General features: G+C 43.8%; 15 protein-coding genes. 4 read left to right on the forward strand and 11 right to left on the reverse strand.

What is annotated here, in order from left to right; all coding sequences use genetic code 11:
- Positions 1–204 precede the first annotated feature (204 nt).
- Positions 205–2,136 (reverse strand): helix-turn-helix domain-containing protein, encoded by a 1,932-nt coding sequence (locus DWY55_RS16995; RefSeq protein ID WP_120178162.1) that lies wholly within the window; start codon positions 2,134–2,136, stop codon positions 205–207.
- A 368-nt stretch (positions 2,137–2,504) separates the two neighbouring features.
- Between DWY55_RS16995 and DWY55_RS17000 the strand changes: the two genes are divergently transcribed.
- The 4 genes from DWY55_RS17000 (at position 2,505) to DWY55_RS17015 (ending at position 12,675) form a co-directional block, all read left to right on the forward strand.
- On the forward strand, positions 2,505–4,019 hold the full coding sequence (locus DWY55_RS17000) for a DUF4099 domain-containing protein (protein WP_243633672.1): 1,515 nt from the start codon (positions 2,505–2,507) through the stop codon (positions 4,017–4,019).
- A 19-nt stretch (positions 4,020–4,038) separates the two neighbouring features.
- Positions 4,039–6,138 (forward strand): type IA DNA topoisomerase, encoded by a 2,100-nt coding sequence (gene topB, locus DWY55_RS17005; protein WP_120178163.1) that lies wholly within the window; start codon positions 4,039–4,041, stop codon positions 6,136–6,138.
- A 308-nt stretch (positions 6,139–6,446) separates the two neighbouring features.
- The gene (locus tag DWY55_RS17010) at positions 6,447–6,911 is read left to right on the forward strand and encodes a DUF1896 domain-containing protein (protein ID WP_410518132.1); all 465 of its coding nucleotides are present in this window, start codon (positions 6,447–6,449) and stop codon (positions 6,909–6,911) included.
- Positions 6,898–12,675: an N-6 DNA methylase gene (locus DWY55_RS17015; RefSeq protein ID WP_120178165.1), complete on the forward strand. Its 5,778-nt coding sequence runs from the start codon at positions 6,898–6,900 to the stop codon at positions 12,673–12,675. Before DWY55_RS17010 ends, DWY55_RS17015 begins: the two co-directional genes overlap by 14 nt.
- A 76-nt stretch (positions 12,676–12,751) precedes the next feature.
- Here the strand turns inward: DWY55_RS17015 and DWY55_RS17020 are convergent, their stop codons facing one another.
- The 10 genes from DWY55_RS17020 to DWY55_RS17065 form a co-directional block, all read right to left on the reverse strand.
- Positions 12,752–13,960: a hypothetical protein gene (locus tag DWY55_RS17020; protein ID WP_120178166.1), complete on the reverse strand. Its 1,209-nt coding sequence runs from the start codon at positions 13,958–13,960 to the stop codon at positions 12,752–12,754.
- A gap of 16 nt (positions 13,961–13,976) precedes the next feature.
- Positions 13,977–14,672: a nucleotidyl transferase AbiEii/AbiGii toxin family protein gene (locus DWY55_RS17025; RefSeq protein WP_133303489.1), complete on the reverse strand. Its 696-nt coding sequence runs from the start codon at positions 14,670–14,672 to the stop codon at positions 13,977–13,979.
- Positions 14,662–15,189, reverse strand: a complete 528-nt coding sequence (locus DWY55_RS17030) for a hypothetical protein (RefSeq protein WP_207806429.1) — start codon at positions 15,187–15,189, stop codon at positions 14,662–14,664. Before DWY55_RS17030 ends, DWY55_RS17025 begins: the two co-directional genes overlap by 11 nt.
- A gap of 138 nt (positions 15,190–15,327) precedes the next feature.
- A complete protein-coding gene (locus DWY55_RS17035; RefSeq protein ID WP_120178168.1) occupies positions 15,328–16,086 on the reverse strand; it encodes a metallophosphoesterase in 759 nt (252 codons plus the stop codon).
- A gap of 234 nt (positions 16,087–16,320) precedes the next feature.
- On the reverse strand, positions 16,321–17,280 hold the full coding sequence (locus tag DWY55_RS17040) for a hypothetical protein (protein ID WP_120178169.1): 960 nt from the start codon (positions 17,278–17,280) through the stop codon (positions 16,321–16,323).
- A 1-nt stretch (position 17,281) separates the two neighbouring features.
- Entirely contained in the window at positions 17,282–19,051 is a 1,770-nt protein-coding gene (locus DWY55_RS17045; RefSeq protein ID WP_120178170.1) for a hypothetical protein, read from the reverse strand.
- Positions 19,035–20,090 (reverse strand): hypothetical protein, encoded by a 1,056-nt coding sequence (locus DWY55_RS17050; RefSeq protein ID WP_120178172.1) that lies wholly within the window; start codon positions 20,088–20,090, stop codon positions 19,035–19,037. Before DWY55_RS17050 ends, DWY55_RS17045 begins: the two co-directional genes overlap by 17 nt.
- 2 nt (positions 20,091–20,092) lie before the next feature.
- A complete protein-coding gene (locus DWY55_RS17055; RefSeq protein ID WP_120178174.1) occupies positions 20,093–21,142 on the reverse strand; it encodes a DNA cytosine methyltransferase in 1,050 nt (349 codons plus the stop codon).
- 158 nt (positions 21,143–21,300) lie between these two features.
- On the reverse strand, positions 21,301–21,636 hold the full coding sequence (locus DWY55_RS17060) for a helix-turn-helix domain-containing protein (protein WP_120178176.1): 336 nt from the start codon (positions 21,634–21,636) through the stop codon (positions 21,301–21,303).
- Complete coding sequence (locus DWY55_RS17065) at positions 21,633–23,693, reverse strand: toprim domain-containing protein (protein ID WP_243633673.1); 2,061 nt, start codon at positions 23,691–23,693, stop codon at positions 21,633–21,635. The genes DWY55_RS17060 and DWY55_RS17065 overlap by 4 nt, the downstream gene beginning before the upstream one ends.
- Position 23,694: the final 1 nt, after the last annotated feature.

A 23,694-nucleotide genomic window follows, 5' to 3' on the forward strand; every position in this document is an offset into this window, starting at 1 on the left:
TTAGCACAAGGGGGCAGAATCGCTTGGTTTTAGGGGGCAGCTTACACTGGATTTTCCAATAGGTATTCATAATGCCGATTTATTTTTGTTACATCGGCAAATATAAACGAGAAACTCCCGACAAACGGAATTAATTCAAGGATTACTACCGATTTGTCAGGGATAATGGGATGTTTTTGGGGGATTCAGAAGGGTGATACGACTTTATTCACTCTTATTCTTACGGAAATCTTTAGGGGAAATCCCGGTTATTTTCTTGAATACTCTGTATAGGGATTGACGGTCATTAAAACCCACTTCAAAAGCAATGGCATCTACCGTAAGGTCATCGCCCCCGGGTTCGGACATGATGCGGATGGCTTCTTTCACCCGGAACTCGTTAACGTAAGAGTTGAAATTTTTGCCTGTGCAACGGTTCAGTGCATTGGAGAGATAGTAACGGTTGAACCCGGTCTCTTGGGCAAGGGTGTCGAGCGTCAGGTCGGTGCGTTTATACACCTTTCTTTCGGTCATGGCTTTTTCCACTTCAGCCATTGTTATCGCGTCGTGGGTATCTATGGCAGGTTGACCTGTTTCTGCAGCAAGGTGTCCGTCGTCGCAGATAGTTTCCTCGATGTCAACGGGCAATACTTCTTTTTCACCGGAGGATTGCAGTGCCTGCTTGTCTTCCGGTTGTATGTCTTCCGCTCCGGTTTGCTCTGTATCGGGCACTTTTATGCCTGCCCACTGCTGGCTCCGGCGTACCAGTTTCCGGTAGGCGTTACGTGTCCGGCGATAAAAATACAGTATCAGTCCCAATAAAAGAAGTATGATGACCAGTGCCGTTCCGGTCAAAATGGTTGTATGACGATACATCCGGCTACGAGCTTGCTCCGACTCGATTTTGTGGTCATTAAGTTTCTGGTCGGCTGCCCTGAGCCGCTGTTCCACCCGGCGAAGTACCAGTCCGCTGAAGGCTTCCGCTTCCTTGTCCTTAGCCATCAACGTGGAGTCGAGGTATATTGCCGCTGCTTTTTGATTTCCCGTCACGGCATAATAGCGCGCAAGCACCTCATACAGGCGGCTTTCTTTTTCGGGAATACGGGTGCGGGCATGGTAATCCAGCGCCATGTCAATATACTTTTTAGCCGCTTTCAGCTCTCTTTTCTCCAGATAAATTTCTGCCACATCCGTTGCACGGGACGATACAAATCCGAAATCATTAGGACGGGTAATCTTATCAATGCCCGGAAGCAGCCATTTCAACGCCATGTCGGGTTGCTTCCGCAGGTAGAAGTTATAACCGATATTCGCTTCGGTGATGCCCTCCCACACAACTCTGTCCGGTTCATAGGCCCGTGTAAGTTTAAGCAAAGCCATAAAGCAGGAGTCGGAGCGGTCATAATCCCTGAAACCGTTACGGTACGAAAGGGCCATTCCGCTTATGGCGGGATTTAGTGAGCCGTAATAGTTATCCGTAACGTCAGGGTCTGCCGCCACTTTTTCATAATATTTAATGGCATCGTTGTATTCTCTGAAGTTATAATACAAGTTGGCTATTTCGTTGTATATATATGGACGCGGGGGGAATTCTTTGGTTGTCACCGAGTCCAGCATGGCTGCTACTTTTAGAAAACAGTCGAATGCCTGCTCATAGTCCTTCACGAAAATCCGGTATCCTTCGGCTGCCTGATAAAGTCCGTATATCCGTATAAACGGGAAATTCTTCTGTTCCGCACGTCTCGCCAGCATTTTCATATCGGTCGAAAAATCTTCGGCTGTATAATCGGACGACCATATGAACCCGCCCCGGCGGCTATTATAGAAACGGACGGTATTTGCCACCAGGTCATTTACCAGCTTCCACTCTCCGGACTTGTCGAATGCAGCCGCCTCTTCGAACAGTGCTACCAACCGGGTGCGTGAAAGTGAATCACCGTGCAACAGGCTACCCACTACCTGCATATAGGTGTCGTGATACTCTGCATAAGGCTTACCCACCATTTCAAGAAGCGGATTTCTATCTTCAGAAGATAGATTCGTATCCGTGCACATGGCACGGATACGAGATGATAAATTTGCTTTCTCGGCAGAAACGGTGCCAGGGAAAAGCAAAACTACGAAGATAAATAATAGTGTTTTTATAATGTATTTCATAGGTACTATTAGATTACACAGAAGCCAGGGTTTCGATTACAGGAAAATACAAGAAAAGGGTTCTTTTCTTCTACCATTCACATTGTCAGACTCTTTTGCTACCTTTCTTTTATATTATACTTTGTTTGTTCACGCTTTATTTAACATTTTAATCTTGCAAATATATTAATTTCGTGTGTACTTTCCATGAATTTCAATAAAACAAAATTGCTTTATTATAACATTTCGCATATTTCATTCAGATTGTGTGCCACTTGCTTCCACTTCGGTGCCACTCAATGCCACTCCTTATTGACTCCATTGTAATACAACTACTTGCATCTACTTTCGCTCCGCATTACTATTGATGCAGATTTAATAGTTTAATTATGATGGACGAAAATCAGAATGAAGAAGAAGTATTGCTCGTCGCCGACAAAGACGACGGCGGCAAGCTCAAGGCAGTGGACAAGTCCGCTGCACGGGAAGGCATTTTTCGTATGCTTTTACCCTCGATGGAGAATATGGACGATTTTGTAAGGGTGAGCAGCCAATCGACCATATTGGAGGACTTTTTCCGCAACTTGCATCGCCAATATGATCGCCCCACCGACTTCCGGTTCTATCATATTCCGGCAGCGTTGTTCGGCACATTGGATGTTTTCACCGATATGCTCCGGAATCCGGAGGACAACAAGGATTTCATTGCACAGTACGAAGTGAACCCCGATGATTATGCAAAGCAGTTACCGGAACAGCAGACAGCCAACGGAGAAACCGTTTCCGAACAGACCGCAACGACGGAACAGACCGGTGCGGAGCAACAATCGGCGCAACCCGTCGGCATCGAGAACCGCATCGATTGGGAACAACTCGCCCGTCTGGGTGTCACCCGCGAATCATTGGAACAGTCCGGTGATTTGTCAGCCGTACTTTCCGGCGGCAAGTCCGGTCTTGTCACCATCACCACCGAAGTGGAAGGCATCCCCATCACCACGCAGGGACGCATCCATTTCGCGGAAGGCAAGGACGGCAAACTGGACTTGAAGATTGACTGCTACCGTCGCGAACCTGCCCTCGACTTGCCCTTTTATGGCGTACTGCTGGACAAGGAAGCGAAGGACAATATCCTCGCCACCGGCAATGCCGGGCAGCCCGTCGCCCTCCCGTTGGATGGCGGCGAACCGAAGCCCTGCCTCATTTCCCTCGACAAAGTGACGAACAATCTCGTAGCCGTCCCGGTGGACGACATCCTTATCCCGATGGATTTCAAGGGCATTACGTTCACCCCGGAACAGCACCGCCAACTTTCCGAAGGCAGGAAAGTATTAGTGGAAGGCATGGCTTCACAATGGGGAAGTCCATTCGATGCCTATATGCAATACAATGTAGCCAAAGAGAAATTCGACTACAATTTTGACGGACTGGACAGAAACCGCTATAAAAAGCAGGAAAAGGAGCAAAAAGCAGCAACCGCACAGTCACAGACTGATGCGCAATCACAAGCCCCCTCACAGCCTGCCGCCAACAAATTCTTCATCCCCAAGAAACTGTTGGGCAAGGAACTCACCCCCGAACAACAGGAGAAATTCGGAAAATTAGAGACCATCTACGTCACCGGCATGAAGGACAGGGACGGACAGCCGTTCAATGCCTACGTCCGCATGAACCTCGACCGTGGCAAGCCCGATTTCTTCCGTTACAATCCCGACAAAGCACAGAGCCGTGCAAGGGAAATTACCCCGACCGCCGAACACAAGACACAGGTAGCAGTGAACAACGGTGCGACCGCCGAAGCCACCAGGCACGTGCAACGACCTCTGAAACCTGCCCAGGCACAACCTGCACAGGTTGAAGCGGCAAAGAAGGCAGAAAATAAAAAGGGCAAAGGCAGAAAAATATAAAAACTAAAAAGGAAAAGTTATGAAAGTAATCATTGCAGAAAAACCGAGTGTGGCACGGGATATTGCCCTGATAGTAGGCGCGAAAGAGCGCAAGGACGGATATATGAATGGTAACGGTTACGCCGTTACCTGGGGCTTCGGTCATCTGGTGGGGCTTGCCATGCCCGAAGCCTACGGCTACGAAGGCTTTCGCCGCGAGAACCTCCCCATCTTTCCGGAGCGTTTCCAGCTCGTACCTCGCCAGATAAAGGACGGCAAGCAGTACAAGGACGACCCCGGAGTAGTCAAGCAACTTGCCGTTATCAAAGAGCTGTTCGACAAGTCCGAGTCCATTATTTGCGCCACCGATGCCGGTCGCGAGGGAGAATTAATCTTCCGCTACATCTACCATTATCTCGGTTGTAGCAAGCCCTTCTCCCGTCTTTGGATCAGCAGCCTGACCGACAAAGCCATCCGTCAGGGGCTGGATAACCTGAAAGACGGCAGACAGTACGACAATCTTTACCGCAGTGCCAAGGCTCGCAGCGAAGCCGACTGGCTCGTGGGTATCAATGCCTCCCAAGCCTTGTGCCTTTCTGCCGGACGTGGCGTGTTCTCTCTGGGCAGAGTGCAGACACCCACTTTGATGATGATATGCAACCGCTATATGGAGAACAAGAACTTCACCCCGCAGAAATACTACCAGCTCTGCGTACAGTCCGGCAAAGACAACATCACCTTTGCCGCCCTCTCTGCCGATAAATACGAAAAGAAAGACCAAGCCGACAGCAATTTGCAGCAAATCCAGTCCTCCGGCACATTGCAGGTCACCGCTGCCGATAAGAAAGAAGCCGCACAGGAGCCGCCTTTATTATATGACTTGACCACCTTGCAGAAAGAGGCAAACGTCCGTCACGGCTTTTCAGCGGACAAGACCCTCTCCATTGCACAAAGTCTGTATGAAAAAAAGGTCATGTCATATCCCCGTACCGGCAGCCGCTATATCTCCGATGATGTATTCGACATTATTCCGGAGCGTATCCGTCTATTGGCAGCCTATCCCCGTTTTGCAGCCTATGCCGCCACATTGGACGGTCAGCCGTTGAACAACCGCAGTGTCAATGCCGCCAAAGTCACCGACCACCATGCACTGCTCGTTACCGAGAACCTGCCCGGCGAACTCTCTCCGGACGAGCGAACCATCTACGAGATGGTAGCCGCCCGCATGCTTGAGTCCTTTTCCGGCAAATGTATCATGGAAAAGACCGCCGTCACCTTGCAGGCTGCCGGTGTCACATTCTCCGTACATGGCAGTGTCATCAAGGTTCCCGGCTGGCGTTCCGTGCTCAACCTTTCCGATGAAGAAGACGAGGACAGTGCCACCTTGCCCGAACTTCATCAGGGCGACGCCTTACCTATATATAATAGTGAAGTATTGGAGAAACAGACCAAGCCCCGCCCGTTCCATACCGAAAGCACCTTGCTTGCAGCAATGGAGAGCGCAGGCAAGGAACTGGAAAATGAAGAAGAACGCCGGGCGATGAAAGAGGTGGGTATCGGCACCCCTGCAACCCGTGCCGCCATTATCGAGACCTTGTTCAGCCGTGACTATATCCGTCGGGAAAAGAAATCGCTCGTTCCGACAGAAAAAGGACTCGCCGTGCATTCCATTGTCAAGGACAAGAAGATAGCCGACATATCCATGACCGGCAGTTGGGAGAGTGCCCTTGCCAAAATTGAGACCGGCGAAACCGATGCCGACACCTTCCACCGTGGAATAGAAGTCTATACCGCACAGATCACGACCGAACTCCTGAATACCGCCATCTCCATAGCATCCGCAGCCGATGGCCCCGTATGCCCCAAGTGCAAGCGGGGGCACGTGCTGTTTTACAACAAGATAGCCAAGTGCAGCGATGTGGATTGCGGTCTGAAAGTATTCCGCAATATCTGTAACAAGCAACTGACCGACAAGCAAATCACCGAACTTCTGACAAAAGGGAAGACCGGAGTAATCAAAGGCTTGCAAGGCAAAAGCGGCAAGCCCTTCGATGCCTCCCTCGCTTTCGATGCGCAGTTCAATGTTACTTTTTCCTTTCCAGACAAGGGAGCGCAAGGCACAGCGAAGAAGAAAAAGTAACCCTGCCCGTGTGACACAATAATCGGAAAGTGCTATATTTGCCACTGAAAGTTCATAACTCATAAATAATTGTTTTGCAGTTGTTTGTTATGGATTTTTTAGTGGTGGCACTCAGGGAGGGATACCCTGGGTGCTTTTACATATCGCCTTTCCCCATTTATCTTTTCCGGGCAATCCCGCCCGACCACTAAAAAATCCAAGTTATGAATAAGAATAAGAAAAATAGTAAGAACAGACAACAGTACCAACAACAAGGACAACAACAGAAGCAGCACAGACAGCAGCAGGGAAATCAGCAGCAATCGAAACTGCAAAAGCAGCAGCAACCCAAACAATCCGAACAGCAACCGCAGGAACTGTCTTACTACCGCCTGCTCTTGCTCTCTTTCCTTAGAGAATCCCATCCCGAATTAGTGAGCGATACCGACTTTATCGCCACCCGTGCCGACAGCGCCGCCGAAGCATACTGCGAAGCTGTCCGCACCGGCTCCACCCACGATGCGGCTGCCGAAATTGCCAATCAGATATTATTCTCCGGGCTTCACTTCTCCAAGTACGATGTCATTGTCACCGTCCTTTGGAACGAGTTCAGTGAAGAAGTCCCGCAGGGCAATGCCGGTACCCTTGCCTTGCGACTCCTTCCCGTGTGTGAGGAAATCTTTGCCAAATATCCGCTTTCCGATGAATTTATGTTCGAGCCTGCCTTCGACAATCTCTATACGGAAATCACAGGTACAATTTTAATTTGGTTGGACGATAATGGCATACAATAAGAAAGCGCACCTGAAAGACAATATCGAAGCAATCAAACTGGCATTTGCATTGGAGCGTGAAGGACGCACCGCCACACCGGAAGAACAGGCAGTCTTGCGTGCCTATTCCGGTTTCGGAGGTATCAAGGCGGTACTCAACCCCGCATCCAGCCTTGCCGACATTGCCCGTTGGACAAAGAGCGACCGCGAACTCTTTCCTCTTGTTTCACAGCTCCACAGCGTTATCCGCAACCATTCAAAGGACGAAGCGGAATACAAACGCTACTTTTCCAGTTTGAAAAACTCTGTTCTGACGGCGTTCTATACGCCGCAGGACATTGTTTCTGTCCTTGCTTCCGAATTGGGCAACCACGGAATTGTCCCGTCCCGTTTCCTCGACCCGTCGAGTGGAACCGGAGTATTTGTCGATGCTTTCCAACAACATTCCGAGCAACAACATCCCGAACAGCAACCCTCTCAAATTGAGTTATCCCCAACCGGATTACCCCGTCCCGACGTAGTCTGTTTTGAAAAAGACCTCCTGACCGGTAAAATCCTCTCTCACCTCCACCCGGAGGCAAAAGTGGAGATTACCGGCTTCGAGGAAAGCGGACTTCGTTACCTGAACCGTTTCGACATGACCGCCTCCAACATCCCCTTTGGCGATGTAGCGGTATTCGATCCGTCCTTTACCAAGAGCAAGAACCTTATCCGTCAGCAAGCCGCCAAGAGCCTGCACAAGTATTTTTTTCTGAAAGGACTGGACAACCTCCGCGAAGGTGGCATATTGGCGTATATCACCTCGCAGGGAGTTCTGGACTCCCCGGCAAATCAGGACATTCGCTACCAGCTCATGCAACATTCCCATTTGGTATCTGCCATCCGTCTGCCTAACAACCTCTTTACAGACGGTGCAGGTACCGAAGTAGGCAGCGACTTGATTATCCTCCAGAAGAAATCCAATAGGACAGAGCCGCTTACCGAAGATGAAAGTGCATTCATCACTACCACCAAGCGGCAGGACGGCTTCAATGTGAACGACTACATTTTTCGGAATATCCCTATCATCTACACAAAAGCAAGTGTAGATACCGACCCTTACGGACATCCGGCAATGGTTTACATTCACGAAGGCGGTGTGCCCGGCATCGCCTCCCGGCTTCGCGATTTGCTTCGCAATGATTTTCACCGCAGGCTGAATGTGCCCCTCTACCAACAATTTCTCCCGTTGGAAGAACAGCAGAAAAATGTGCAGATGCAACAGTCCCAATCAGCGCAGTTAAGTGAAGCACCGGCATCAATCAAAGAAGCGGAACAAGTCAAAGCATCCGAACCGGTAGCCGCCATCACTCCGGCAGAACCGGTAACCACTATCGTAAAAGAGCCACTGCCCGAACCGAAAGAAGAAATCGAACTTTCCCCGTCCCCGGTATTGAGCTTATATGACCTCTTTGAGTTCACAGCAGAAGAACGCACCCAGATAACCCCGAAAGGCGGCAAACGTCGGACTGCATCCTCTGCCCGGCAACAACCCGTGCAAGGCAACCTTTTCGGTGAACCTACCGGCACGGCACAGCCCTCCGGCAAGAAATCAAAAAGCAAATCCCAACGGAAAACCGTCACTGGGCAGAACCGTCCGCAGCCATCTGGGAAACACCCCGCAGCCATTTCCTCCGTTTTCGATGTACATCGCGAAGAACAACAAACGTCCGGCATCGCAGACGAACAAGCGAAAGAAGCCGCAAGGATAGCCGCCGAAGAAGAACGTAAACAACGAATGCAGCCCCGTCCGTACCTCCATGAAATCCCGTCCCATTACAAAGACGGCTCATTGGCGACAGACGGCAACCTTATAGGCTACCTCCGTGACATCGCATTTGCCCCCATGTTCCACCCATTGGAGCTGCCCGACCGACAGCTCCGCAAACTCTCGCTTTATGTAGAAATCCGTGATACCTACCACGACCTATACAACAGCGAAGCGACGGAACTCAAAGAGAATGTCGTACAGCGCGACAAACTCAACCGCTTATACGACGACTTCGTCCGTCAGTTCGGCAACCTGAACACCCCGAAGAATGTAGACCTTATCCGCATGGACAACGACAACCGCGAAATCCTCTCATTGGAACGCTACAAGGACGGTCGGGCGGTCAAAGCCGACATCTTCGACCATCCCGTGGCGTTCAACAAGAACGAGCTTACCCATGTCGATACATCGGACGAAGCCCTTTCCGCTTCGCTCAACAAATACGGTGAAGTCAACCTCGAATACATGGCAAAGCTCTCTGACAAGTCCGAAGAAACCCTGCTGGACGACCTCAATGGACGTGTATTCTTCAATCCCCTGATTAAAGGCTACGAGATTACCGACAAATTCATATCCGGTAACGTCATTTCCAAAGCGGAAATGATAGAAGAATACATCGCGAAGCATCCCGACAACGAGCGTGCCCGGCAGTCGCTCGCTGCCTTGCGTGCCGCCACTCCCGTGCCCATCTCGTTCGATGAACTCGACTTCAATTTCGGTGAACGCTGGATACCTACCGGCATATACAGCAAATACGCCTCGCACCTTTTCGATACCGACGTAAAAATCACCTACGCCGCCAGCCGTGACGAGTTCAGCGTCAACGCTTCTGCCCGTGGCAACGTGCGCATCCGTGAGCAATACGCCGTCAAATCCGAAAGTCGCCGCTACGACGGTCTGAACCTGATGAAGCACGCCATTCAGAACACCTCGCCCGACATCACAAAAAAAATAATGGTAGGTGAAGATGTCGTGAAAGTCCGTGATACCGAAGCCATCCAGCTTGCCAACAGCAAGATAGACGAAATCCGCAACGGTTTCAGCGATTGGTTGAAAGAGCAGTCTCCCGAGTTCAAACAGCGGCTCACGGATATGTACAACCGCAAGTTCAACAACTCCGTTAAACCCAAGTACGACGGCTCCATGCAGACCTTTCCCGACCTCGACATCAAAGGTCTGGGCATTCCCGGTCTGTACGCCAGTCAGAAAGATGCCGTCTGGATGACAAAAATTAACGGTGGCGGCATCATCGACCACGAAGTAGGCGGCGGCAAAACCCTCATAATGTGCTGTGCCGCCTACGAGATGAAGCGTTTGGGCTTGGCAAACAAACCGATGATTATCGGTCTGAAAGCCAATATCCACGAGATAGCCCAGACCTTCAAGACCGCCTATCCCAACGCCCGTGTCCTTTACCCGGGCAAAGAAGATTTCACCCCCGAGAACCGTGTCCGCATCATGCGCGAGATGCAGAACAACGATTGGGATGCTATCATCCTCTCTCACGAGCAGTTCGGCATGATCCCCCAATCCCCGGAGATACAACAGAAAATCTTGCAGCAGGAACTCGACAGCGTGGAAGAAAACCTCGAAGTATTGAGCCAGCAGGGGACGGAAGTCTCCAACGGTATGCTCAAAGGAGTAGAGAAGCGCAAGGCAAATCTCGAAGCCAAAATCAAGGAACTGACTTTCGAGATAGAGAACCGCAAAGACGATGTGGTGGACTTCAAGCTCATGGGCATCGACCACCTGCTGGTAGACGAGAGCCACAAATTCAAGAACTTGATGTTCACCACCCGCCACGACCGTGTAGCCGGTCTGGGCAACAGCGAAGGTAGCCAGCGTGCCCTGAATATGCTCTTTGCCCTGCGCACCATTCAGGAGCGCAGTGGTAAAGACCTCGGTGCCACCTTCTTGTCCGGCACCACCATTTCCAACAGCTTGACCGAGTTATATTTACTTTTCAAATACCTCCGTCCCAAAGAACTGGAACGTCAGGGTATCAACACCTTCGACGCATGGGCGGCAGTCTTTGCCAAGAAGTCGATAGACTACGAGTTCTCCGTCACCAATGAAATCATCCAGAAGGAACGCTTCCGCTATTTCATCAAAGTGCCCGAGCTTGCTGCCATGTACAACGAAATCACCGACTTCCGCACCGCCGAAGACATCGGCATCGACCGCCCCGCTAAGAACGAGATATTGCACAATATCCCGCCCACGCCCGAGCAGCAGGAGTTTATCCAAAAACTCGTAGCATTTGCCAAGAACGGCGATGCCACCCTTTTGGGACGCGCCCCGTTAAGCAAACGGGAAGAAAAAGCCAAGATGCTCATCGCCACCAACTATGCCCGCAAGATGTCCCTCGATATGCGCCTGATAGACGAGGACAAATACAGCGACCACATAGACAACAAAGCCTCCCATTGTGCCGCCCTGATAAGTCAGTACTACAAAAAATACGACGAGCACAAAGGCACGCAGTTCGTCTTCAGCGACCTCGGCACTTACAAGCCCGGCGAATGGAACGCCTACAGTGAGATAAAGCGCAAGTTGGTAGAAGACCACGGCATCCCCGCCGATGAAGTGCGCTTCATCCAGGAGGCCAAGACCGAAAAGTCCCGCAAGGCAATGATTGCCGCCATGAACGAAGGCAAAATCCGCGTCCTTTTCGGCTCTACCGAAATGCTCGGCACCGGAGTGAACGCCCAGCGCAGATGCGTCGCCATCCATCAGCTTGACATCCCCTGGACACCCAAAGATTTGGAGCAGCGCAACGGTCGTGGCGTAAGAAAAGGCAATGAAATAGCCAAGTTGTTTGCCGACAACAAAGTCGATATTATCAACTACGCCGTCGAAAAATCGCTCGACAGCTACAAATTCAACCTGCTTCACAACAAGCAGCTATTCATCACCCAGCTCAAAAAAGGCTCGATGGGCACGCGCACTATCGACGAGGGCAGCATGGACGAGCAAGGCGGCATGAACTTCTCCGAGTATGTCGCCATCCTCTCCGGCAACACCGACCTGTTGGACAAAGCCAAGTTAGAGAAACAGATCGCCTCACTCGAAAGCGAGCGCAAAGCCTTCAACCGTGGCAAGTCCTCTGCCGAAGCCAAACTGGAAGACATCATGCAGACCGTCACCAGGAACGGCGACCTGATAGCCCGTATCAGCAAAGACCTGCAAGACTTCGAGCAGCGGGTACAGCGCGACGCCCAGGGCAACCCCCTCAATCCCATCCAACTGGACGGCGTAAAAGGCAACGACCCCAAACTCATCGCCCAAAAATTAACCGAGATAGAGGACAAAGCCCGTACCCACGGCGAATCACATCCCATCGGCAAGCTCTACGGCTTCGACCTTCTGGTAAAGACCGAAGCCAGCATGAAAGACGGCTTCGACTTCATCGAAAATCGTTTCTTTGTCCGTGGCGAAGGCAAAATCCTCCACAACTTCAACGGTGGCCGATTAGCCAAAGCCCCCAAGACCGCCTCCCTGATGTTCCTCCGCACCTTTGAAACCATTCCCCCTCTTTTGGAAAGATACCAAAAAGAGACCGAAAAGATTTCAAAGGACATCCCCATCCTCCAGGAAGTAATCAAAGAAACCTGGAAAAAGGAAGACCGTCTCAAACAGCTCAAGTCCGACCTTGCCACCCTCGACCGCAAAATCCAGCTCTCCCTGAAACCCGTCAAACAGACGGAAGACAGCGACAGCAAAGACGAAAGCCAGACCGAGCACCAAAGCGAGTACCAGACCGAGCAGCAAAGTCACGGCACCCCTTACGTCCACCAGATGCCCGACTTCATGAAGAATGCGTCAGCACCCAAACGCGCTGTCCCGCCGCCCTCCATCAGCATCAAGGCTGCCCTGAACCGCACCCCCATTGCCGACATAGGAGCCGTCCCCAACAAGGACGACCCCAATGCCCCCAATCAGGTCAACAAGCCCTCCAAAGGCTTTAAACTCTAAAGGAACAGCCGCTACACTGTATTTGGCAGTTGTAGCGGCTGTTTTATTTGTTATATTTTATAATTTATAAAATGAATCAAGATTGTATACTGTGCATGTTTAATTCCTTATTGTTGATTTTACTGAAAGACATCACATATTCAGCAGTTAGTGCAATAACAGTAATACATATTTTCTTATTTTCATCTAAGATTAATTCTAATTCATCATGCAAATCAATATCCTTTTTTTTAATACTTTCATGCAGCGAAAACGATTTTAAAGAAACGACATGATATTCATTCTCAAATGATATCTTATCAGATAAGTATTCTTTATTTGAATTGTAATGAAATAAGATGGATTGACCAATTTTTTCTTTTGGCAAATTCAATTTTTCCATTTCCATAGTATAAATAAATTTACACTTTGTAAACTTTATTTTCTCATAGGGAATAATATCAGTTTTTTGCCAATTGATAAGGTTTCCGTCAGCTACCCCAATTAAACTATTGGCTATTTTAAAATTACCTTCTTTATAAAGAGTCCCCATACATATACACATAGGCTTTAAGAATTTATCTACGGCTTTGGGAGTAAAAGCATAATCATATATTATTGTATTCTCTTGTACGCTCGGATAAATGATACAATCAATTTTTATATTATCAGATGTAGAAACATTATTAAATAAATAATTAGCCAAAATCGCAGATGGAATATATGAATCACCAAGCATAATCCTTCCTAATGTCCGCAAGTACCTCTCCAATCCCTTTTCAGAACCAATGAAGGACAATTTATTCATCAAGTTTTTTTCAAACTCTTTATCATGGTTGCTCAACTTTAGAATATTTGGTGAAAATGTAATAAACCCATTGAATATCTGCTCTCTTAGGACTTCCCAAACAGAAATGTAGGCTACTGCTCGTTCCTTTCCAACTTGTATTTTCATCTCTTTGACACAGGTTTCAGGACTTGTTGAAGAATAAAAAACAGCTTGTTGTTTCAAATTCAATCTTCCTAATGGAACGGATTTCAAAGCGTCTTGAGGGCAATAGCTAAAAGGAACTATTGATTCTTTATTCTCGGATTCTTGTATATTAAGCCGTAAATGATACAATGTCAGTTCACCTTGATAGGGAACTATCGGTAATATTAGTAAATTACAGTTGCTAATGTTTTTTGTGAAGTAGTCTATGCATATATCGATGTCATTCTCATTTTTTGAAGAACAAAATGAAATGAAGTCCTCTAATTTCTTGATTATTACTTCAAAATCTTCGTTTGTGTAATACTCTTTCATGTAAATCTAATTTCTTTTATTCTTGCAATTGCGCAATTTCTTCTATTACCTCAAAAATATAGTCTGCCCGGTCATCCTCTCCAATAGGCAAAGCACATTCTATTTCTTCCATTATGTTGGAACGGGAAATTAACATAGCCATCTTTTCTTTCAGATATTGTTTAAGTGCTTCATTCTTCTCATTTTGAAAACGTTCTATGAAATCAGGACAACTGTTCAAGATGTAGATAATATCTTCAAAATCATGTGATGTACGCAAATCATTACCGCCCCTGCCTGCCAATGCCTCAAACTTCGTTGCAACATAATAAGTAACCGGAAATACATAAATGCCTGTACCGTCCGGTAAAGTTCTGGATTCTTTTTTCGCTATTGCAGGATGATACCATTTATTAGAAAAGCCGATAACTCCTTCATCATCCGGCATAATATCTACTGTTTCTCCTTGATATATCCATCGGCAAATGGGAGCACCTGGAGTTTGGTCATTTTGAAAACCCTTCTTTCTCAATAATTCACATAGTTCGTTGAAGCCTTTGTAAGAAGCTAATTCTACCACACAATCCACATCCATTGTCGGACGAATATCGGTTGCCGCTGGGTCACTGACATACAATTCAGCAACAGCCCCACCAACATATACCACACTCTCGTTTAAATCACCTAATCCGGAGGCTACTTTCTGTAACCTTTTTAAATTACTACCTGCCATATTCCTGGAAACGTTTTTTAAGTTCAGCTGTCGCTATTTCTATTTCTCTTATTTTGCCGATACGCAATGTATCTACAATAACTAATAATTCGTATAGTTCCGTATCGCTATTTACAATTTCGGGCACAGACTTGTATAATGGTTCTATACCTTGTCCTCTTTCTGTTCCTTTATTATATGGCCATACATACTTTTCTTTTCCCTGACTGATTTCTTCTTTAATAGGAGAAGCGGAAAATGCAGTGGATACTCCACGCACAACGCTGTCCGGCTGAACGGGAAATACATATTTTAAACCATATATAAGAAACTCTTCCAATGCCATGATATTGACCTTCTGTTTATTCCGGTCAACTAATTTGGCGATACGACATCTTTCAAGTGCTTCGGAAACCTCTGAGGCACTGATTTTTAGGGAAGAAGCTATATCTTTATTCAATAGATTCCTTCCACTTTTAGTGGTCTTCTTTAATAATATCACTACGTCTTGTGGACGCATTCCATTATGTTTCTTCATTTCATAATACAATTAATTTGCAATTCGCGAATTGCAAATTAATCACTTTTTTATTTGATATACAAGTAAATGTGATGATTAATTTTCTATCTCACGATTTTTTAATTAAATGCTAATTTGCAATTCGCGAATTGCAAATCAAATAGCAATTACCTTACCCGGATCAAATAGTGTATTTTCCCTCTTGCTTATGTAGCCGCATGGATTGGTCACTAATTCCGTATCATGTAGCCGAAACGGTTCTTTATATTGATGGGAGTGCCCGTATATCCAATAATTAATAGCATTTTCTTCAATCAGCTTATTCAGGTTATTGGCATACAGTGCAGCATACCAACAATTTTGGAGTTGTTCACCAATAGTTTCCAATATAGGGGCATGATGGGAGACAACTATTCTTTTGGCATGTTCTTTTTGTAGTTCTTTGGCTATATAGTCTATGCAAGTGTGGTTTGCTTCATTGTACTTCTCAATGGTTAGTGGAGTGCCTTCAAATTGTATACAAGTAAAATCGTTGCCGCAATTTTGAAGACGTTCACCAATGGTGGGAGGTATGTGTGACCACAATGTCGAAAGGATAATCTGCACTCCATCAATGACGACTGATTGGTTATAGTACCAATGTACATTATCTCTGATTGTTCCAGATGTACTTTTTTTTAAGGATGCTATATCATATCCTTTATAGAACTCATGATTTCCTGGAATGACAAGAACTTGTTCAAAGGCAGAAGCTATGTCATCCCAAAAAGGATTTTGTAGATAATCTTTATCCCAGCACATCGTATCGCCTGCAAGTATCAGTACATCTGCAAAGGGAGTAATTTTTTCCTTTTGAAAATACCAGGCATTTTTCGGTACTTCCAAATGAAGGTCAGATATAAATTGTATAATCATTAATTTACATTTTATCTAATTATGCCCACAAAAGACTATTTATGTAATAGAAATTACTTTTATTATTACAGATAATACAGAGTAACTCATTTCATAATATCATCAATAATAAATAATCTTTTCGTCATTTAATGACTATTTATATCTAGTCAGTGACTATATTTATTGACACCAAATTCAATAGCATTGCTTTTCAGCAAAGCTGTTGAATTTGAATGAGGTCTTTTTATATTCTTAAATTAGAGACTCTAATTTGTAATAATAAAAATAATCAAAAGCTTCAGAATAATTTTCAATATTATAATGATTTGCAGAGGCATAACATATCTGTATCTCTTCTTGCTCTAATCCTGCAAATGCAACGCCAAGTGTTGATATTTTATTGTTCAATGGAGCTATTATAATATTATACTCATCTTTGTACTTTTGGAAAATAGATAATATAATTTGTTTAGTTTCTAGAATGTCTTGACATGAAAAGGTAAATCCCTCATCTATAAGTAAATGTTGAAATCTATTTTTCAAATCTATGTATTTCTGTTCACTAATCTTGAAAAGATCAGGGCTAATAGAACTATGTTCATTAGGATGACCCAGTAATATGTTTGAAGGTTCAAAAGCATTAATTATAGTATGGATTCTTTCTTCTTCAAATCCTGTTAGTATTACAAGAAGAGACTTTTTACTAGGCGACAATAAACCAGAATATCCTAGAACTGGCCTTATATCTCTAACACCTTTAGTCAGCCAATCCTTTTGATAACATTTTGCAGGCATATATACAAGTGTAATATCTGCTTTATCAGAAACGAATGGTATTGTAATTATTCGAAGGAGAATTAGTAATATTTCTCTTGTGAATGCTGTAATGTCAATTACAATATGCAATTTACTTTTTTTATAGTTAGCGTGCAAATACGCATCAACCTTTTCAGCTAATAATTCAAACGTTTCAAATGGCTTGTTTTTGGGATAAGTAATAATTTCCAAATTATTTAAATTTTCTTTTATCCAACTCAAATGTTCAGAAGAAACTCTATAATTTTCATCTAGCTGAAACGCATATGCACAACTTACTAACTGAGGATTTAACGACAAACCCAACATTGTTGAACGTCTTTCAAAACCAGGAGTGAAGATAAATAAATCTATTTTTCCTAGTACACTGACTATTTTTTCTTTTTCTGTTTTCATATTAAAATATAGTTAGTTGACCGTAATCCTGTGTGCTATCTTTATTGGGGGCTATTAATTTTATGAATTTATTAGGATCTATCAAACTTATTTTAAGTGCATTACTGCTCATAAACTGATAACCTTTGAATCCCTTTGGTTCTATTTTAAAATAGGGCGCCAATGTTCTACTCAATACATATAAAACACATTTTCCCGTGCCTTGTTTATTTCTTATGCTACTTTGATGGAGATAACCATATTGTACTGCTAAATGAAGAATTTCTTTTAATTCATCATCTGGAATATCTGTCAATGCCACAGAAAAAACAATTCGTTCAGACTTGTCAGAAATAAATATTGCATGAAAGAGTCCTCCCAAACCAGAAATTAAATTATGCAGTTTATCAGCTTTACTCAATTTTCCAACCCCATTTGTATCCTCTATTGTTTCCCTGATTTTATCAAACTCATTAGTTAGGAAATCTTCGGAGTATTCTTGTATCACATCATCTTGAATTGTATGTGGTATATGTGTAATTGTTAGGTTGTCTTGAGCAATCATTTCTGAAAACATTTTAGAAGCAGGTTCCAAAAAATGACGCACTATACCTGATGAGATAGCAACCAGGTTGTCAAATCCAGCATAACTATAATTTGTAGTGGATCTTCTCCGTATTAAGTCTTTCAAGAATTCTGATGCTGCATATCTTCGTGCAGCATCACTTCCTGCATATGGTTTCTCTGGGTCGTAATGTACCTCCTTTAAGTGATTAGCTATTTTTTCGATTTCTTCAGCCTGCTTTTTATATTGAGGAAAAAAGCTGTCAGAGCTTACTTCAATTCCTAAATATTTTTTTAATCGCCTTTGAACAATATCATCAATTCTTTTATAATAATTATCTTTATCACTAGTATATATAGAATTTATATCTACCTGTGAATAGTCATGAGGGGTATCAATTGTTTTATTAGTAACAGTCTTATAACTCTTATAATCCAACTGAGTTGAAATTTTTAGACTTATATCTTGGGACGATCTATAGGACACCCATGTATTTAATATTTCAGTTTGTATCTTATTTAAATAACCAGCATCATCAATAAGAAGATAGATTGGTTTATGCGGTGGCATGAAAGGCAACTTCTTCAATTCCAATAAAATTGGATATAAGAAATCAATATAAGTACATAAAGATTTTTTATATGGGATTGTTCCATCCCTTTCAAGAATGATGTCTTTACAATACTTATTACATTCATGATACATCATATTAAGTATTTTTATTATTTCATGTATGCACTCAATTCCATTACTGAAACTTTTCTCATATTTTGAGATGTCATGTCCGCTAATTTGCACGTATAATAAAAAGTAATCATTATAAAATTTCTCAATTTCTTTATGAGATTGATTTATCTCTTCTGAATACTCAAGCAGATTATTAAAGCATTTTATTGCAATATACGATGTGAGTAAATGCTCATTAAAGTAAGTAACAGCATTAGTTCTCAACTTTTCAAGTTCTGGATAATTTATGTCTGTTAATTTGATTGGAATGTATAAGGCAAAATAATCTAAATCTTTTAATGGGCGATTTCCAATTAGTTTTTGACAATCTGGCATCATATAACGAAACATCATACTTTTTCCTGATCCTCGTGAACCATTCAAAAAAGTATGTCCGATTTTAGGAACCTGATAAAAATCTGTAAAAACATCTACAAATAAATCGTATGCATCTTGTGCAGAAATTCCTTCTGGGGTATTTACTTCAAATGGATTCTTCATTTCTTCTTTTTTTTATTAGTGCTGCAATATATGCACCATTTATTTTATTTCCACTATCATCTTTTAAATCAACAAGAGAACCATTAGTAATAGAAGGATAACCTGATTCTTCTATTTCATATGAGTAAGTTTTAAAGCTCACAGAATATTCTTCAAGAAGATTTATTTTCACTTTAATAGCATTGACTCGACAGTTTATTGGAAAGAATCTATTACAATAGAGTGATTCTAAAAACATTTTCTCTGTCCTTTCAAAAATTTCGTCTAAAAGATAATGTTCAGTAATATTTCCCTTGTCGTCTTTTTTTCTAAACAATCGCTCCAATTGCTCTTCTTGAATGCAAAACGACAATTTTATTTCATTTCCAATTACCTCTACTGAATGTAATGCTTGAGAATATCTATGATAGATTTCGCTGTATTCATTAATATGTTTATTGGGGGCGTCTAATTTTTGATCTTCAAGTTTTAATAACCCCTTTGATGCTCGAGTACTATCGTCTGCCAATTCATCACTTAAACGCAAAATAGAAGCTAGTAATTTTGTTCTTACGCTAATGCCTAGAATTCCCTCTTCGCTTAAACGACCAATGGGATCATCTTTACCCCCATGAGCACGAGCTATATTAGCAATAATCATGATTTCAGGTCGTTCAAGTTTATCGGCACAAAATCTTGTTAGCATTTCATGAGTTTTACTGGTATGCTTTTTCCTTTTATCAATTAAATGACCTGCATCATGGAGTTGTATAGAAACAAGTAAAATAAATAATTCATAATCGGATAATTTAAATTCTCCATTTATAGAAGTGAAATTATCTATAATTGTACTCGCTCGTTCAATTACCATATTTATATGCCCTACTCCATGGTCATTATAATAGCCATCCTGTTCGTATTCTAGCATTTTTGCTTTTATTTCAGGATGTATTCCAGTATCGAAAATGTTTTTTATTTCATTATACTTACTAACATAATCTACTTTTCCAGGAAAGACAGACTTATCTCTGCACTGATTAAAATACTCTTCTATATTCATCTTTAATATTTTAAAATTTGTTTAAATATAGCTTCTGCTAATAATGGAGGGACTGCATTTCCTATTTGTTGTTGTATGTAATGGATAGTTCCTTCAAAAATAAAGTTGTCTGGAAAACTTTGTAATCTCGCAGCTTCTCTTACAGATAAGCCTCTATCCTGGAAAGGATGAATAAGCATATTCTTTCTATAATTTGATATTACCACGGACGGTTTGTCAGGATCTAGCCTTTTATAAATTCCACTATGACACTTATTTTTATCTGAATAGTTACTCATTAGATGTTCAGGAATTGCTCTCCAATTTTCTCCTGGTTTTATATACTTGTACCTTTCGATAACATAATCTTCATTTCGAGATACGAAATTTTGTGTTGCATGGGTAGAATTAATTCTCATATCATATGCATATTGGCTCATTGCTTTACTTTTATAAGGTAAAATATCTGACATTTGTCCATTCTTAAGATCTGGCAAATCAGAAATGGCATCATTCACTGTTATATAATCCTCTTTTTTGGGGGGGAAATCAAAATCAATATTAAGATTATTTCCTACTAAAAAAAAACGATTGCGATGTTGGGGTACTCCATAATCAGAAGCATATAAAATATCCCAGCATGTTTTATACCCCAAATTATTGAAATCATTTATTATTTCTTTAAGAGTTTCACCTTTGTTAAAGTTTGTAAGTCCTTCAACATTTTCAAATAAAAACCATTGTGGTCTCAACACATCAACGAAACGGACGAACTCTTTAAATAAATGATTATTTGAATTTAGCAAATTTCTCGTTTTTCGGTTGGATGTAGAAAAACCTTGACATGGAGGCCCTCCAAAAACTATAAATGGATACTTTTCTATTTGGTCTAATGGATTAACTTCACGAATATCTTGACAAACAACTTTGGCGTGAGGATGATTTTTTATATATGTTTTTACAGCTATAGGATCTTTTTCAATCGCTATAGCTATTTTTATGCCAGCATTCTCTGCTCCTAAGCTCAGTCCGCCTACTCCGCTAAAAATATCTATTCCTATTTTTTGACACATCAATCATATATTTATTAAAATGTTGCAAATATACTATATTTTGAGAAGTCTGATGAGAAAACAAGCTATGTTTCCTGACATAATTTTCAATAAATTCAAATGATGGATTAATATTGAGTAGTCTCAATTATAAAGGAATTGCCATCGTTTTTTCGGTTTTACCTACTATCATCTTCTTCACATTCTTCCGGCTTGTCTTTCCCCACATTTTCCCCGTCAAAATACCGCCGTATAAACTCATGCAAATCCTTCTCCCTGTAATACGTCTTATGCAGGATAGTATGATATTTCAAACCATTATCCCGATACCGTTGCAGCGTCCGTTTACTGACATTCAGCAGCAAACAAACATCCTGGTTATCGTACAACCGTTCCCCGTTCAGGTAATTCTGCGGCTTCTTGTCCTTCTTATCCAGTGCGCCCACAACCTTCTCCACCTGTTCAAGCAAACGCTCCATATACGCCTCAAACGTCTCTTTATCCAATGGTATCATACGCCCGACTGTTTGAAGTTCCCGATAATATAGTAACTCTGGTTCGACGGATCTTTCAGTATAATATCCTTCTCCCGCATGAACTTGATATAACTTTTCGCCGTGCGTTCCTTCACATCCAAGATGGACTGTATCTGTTCCGCTAAATCCACATAAGTAATAAAGTCCTGCCGCCCGAAAATATCCCGTGCCACAGCCACGAGTTCATCCTCTTTTCGCTTCTCCTTTTCCTCCTTCGGTTTTTCCCCCAGATAGACGTGCATCCCGGCTTCCCGGCTCCATGCAAACTGCATGATAGGCACATCCAGCGGACTACCGTCGCGCACCTTCAACGCTTTCACCACCGACACCGCCGGGTCTGTATCTTTCTCGATAGAAAGGATCGCCGCCGCCTTTCGCTGCAATTCACTTCCCAGATGCCCGCGCAACTTCAATCCCGAAGGAATAAAATGCAGGATAGTGACAATACAAGTGTTATATATCCCCGCCAGCCTGTACAGTTCCTCCACCACGGCAATACTTTCCGTTTCATCATTTGCCCCCTTTATCAAGTCCGCAATTCCGTCAATCACCACCATGTGAATCCCCCGGTATTGATAATGGAACTTATCCATGCTCTGGATAATCGCCTGCAAACGCTCTTTGCGGCTCATTCCCGTAAGGCAATACGCTTTCAGATATTCCGGCATCGTTTCCCGTCCGCAACGCCTCAAAAGGTTCGTGATATTCTTGTACGTCTGCACCTCCGACTGTTCCGTATCATAGAACAGAATTGCCTTCCGCTTGCTGTTCTCACAGACCGACACCCCCAGCGTATCCATTGCCTTATCCTTGTCCGTCTGCCCGATAGCCCCCGCAATCAGTGCCGTCACATAATTACTTTTCCCGGTTCCTTCGCCACCGGTAATACAAAGGATATTTCCTTGCGTACCTAACGGTACATCATTCACCGACACAACCATTTGTGCCACGGGAGGCGGGTTATTGAAATCCACCTCACAAGATTTCAGAGCTGACATAGTTTCGCTATAAATTGTATCCAGATAATCCAGAAATAGTTTAATCAAATCCTCCCGACCATTCCCCATACGGAAGAAGTCCGAGACATCCTTTTCTTCCTTTGTCCCCGCCAATGGCAGCAACAAACGTTTCACGCAGTAATTCTTCAATGCCTGTTCCTGCTTCGCCGAGCTATCCAGCCCCGTCTTATCCATATCGTAAAGCAGTGCGATATGTTTAAACCGGAAAGATAGCCGATGAACAATCCCCACGGGAATAGCCGCCGTTTCCGAGTTAAAGCAGATAGCATGGAACCCGTGAGCCGTCAGGCTCATTACATCCTTCTCGCCGCCCGTAATAAAGAGCAAATCCCCCTTAGACGGCAACTGTTCCAATCCGAAGCAATAATTTTCGCCAAAATCTCCGGCATACAAAAACCGCATCTCCGAGTGCGGACGATACACCTTCACATATTGCTTTGCCGTATAGCCGAACATCGGCTCTTTCTCCGTCGCCACAATACTGAACGGTTTCCCTTCACTGTTCTCACTGCTGAACTTCTTCAGTGAAACCACCCGGAACAGTCCCAATATATCCTGTGTGATGCCGCTTTCTCCCCAAAAGGCAAGTTCCGCAGCCGTAAACCCCTTTTGCGCCAACGTATAAGGTCGTGCCTTCTTCACTTTTTGCGCAGCCGTCGTTTCCGATACTATCGGAATAGGAGTGACGGGTAAATCCACCCCACAGCCATCCATTAGTCCCAGATGCAAGTCCCGGTCAATAATCGCCATAATCTCCACGAACTCCTTTGCCCGTTTGCAATCCAGCCCGTGAATTTTCCCCACCAGTGCAAAGCAATCCCCGGAATAATCATCATTCCCGAAATCCTTCAACTTATACACTCCGCTTTTCCGCTCATAATATACGTTGCACGAAGCCCGTTTATCTTGATAGAACGGATTAAGGAAATTCTTTCCCAGCCGGAAAGCCACCGGTACATAATGCCTGAATACGGACAGACCTCTATCCGTCAGTCGGAGAATATCCTCCTTGTCAATC

Origin of the sequence: Bacteroides sp. AF25-38AC, assembly GCF_003602995.1 — a bacterium.
In the GTDB taxonomy this organism is placed as follows: Bacteria; Bacteroidota; Bacteroidia; order Bacteroidales; family Bacteroidaceae; genus Bacteroides; species Bacteroides uniformis.

Bases quoted from the DNA above. Each gene is read 5' to 3' on its own strand.
- DWY55_RS16995 (WP_120178162.1), bottom strand. From the start codon at position 2,136: ATGAAATACATTATAAAAACACTATTATTTATCTTCGTAGTTTTGCTT.
- DWY55_RS17000 (WP_243633672.1), top strand. From the start codon at position 2,505: ATGATGGACGAAAATCAGAATGAAGAAGAAGTATTGCTCGTCGCCGAC.
- topB (WP_120178163.1), top strand. From the start codon at position 4,039: ATGAAAGTAATCATTGCAGAAAAACCGAGTGTGGCACGGGATATTGCC.
- DWY55_RS17015 (WP_120178165.1), top strand. From the start codon at position 6,898: ATGGCATACAATAAGAAAGCGCACCTGAAAGACAATATCGAAGCAATC.
- DWY55_RS17020 (WP_120178166.1), bottom strand. From the start codon at position 13,960: ATGAAAGAGTATTACACAAACGAAGATTTTGAAGTAATAATCAAGAAA.
- DWY55_RS17025 (WP_133303489.1), bottom strand. From the start codon at position 14,672: ATGGCAGGTAGTAATTTAAAAAGGTTACAGAAAGTAGCCTCCGGATTA.
- DWY55_RS17030 (WP_207806429.1), bottom strand. From the start codon at position 15,189: ATGAAGAAACATAATGGAATGCGTCCACAAGACGTAGTGATATTATTA.
- DWY55_RS17035 (WP_120178168.1), bottom strand. From the start codon at position 16,086: ATGATTATACAATTTATATCTGACCTTCATTTGGAAGTACCGAAAAAT.
- DWY55_RS17040 (WP_120178169.1), bottom strand. From the start codon at position 17,280: ATGAAAACAGAAAAAGAAAAAATAGTCAGTGTACTAGGAAAAATAGAT.
- DWY55_RS17045 (WP_120178170.1), bottom strand. From the start codon at position 19,051: ATGAAGAATCCATTTGAAGTAAATACCCCAGAAGGAATTTCTGCACAA.
- DWY55_RS17050 (WP_120178172.1), bottom strand. From the start codon at position 20,090: ATGAATATAGAAGAGTATTTTAATCAGTGCAGAGATAAGTCTGTCTTT.
- DWY55_RS17055 (WP_120178174.1), bottom strand. From the start codon at position 21,142: ATGTGTCAAAAAATAGGAATAGATATTTTTAGCGGAGTAGGCGGACTG.
- DWY55_RS17060 (WP_120178176.1), bottom strand. From the start codon at position 21,636: ATGATACCATTGGATAAAGAGACGTTTGAGGCGTATATGGAGCGTTTG.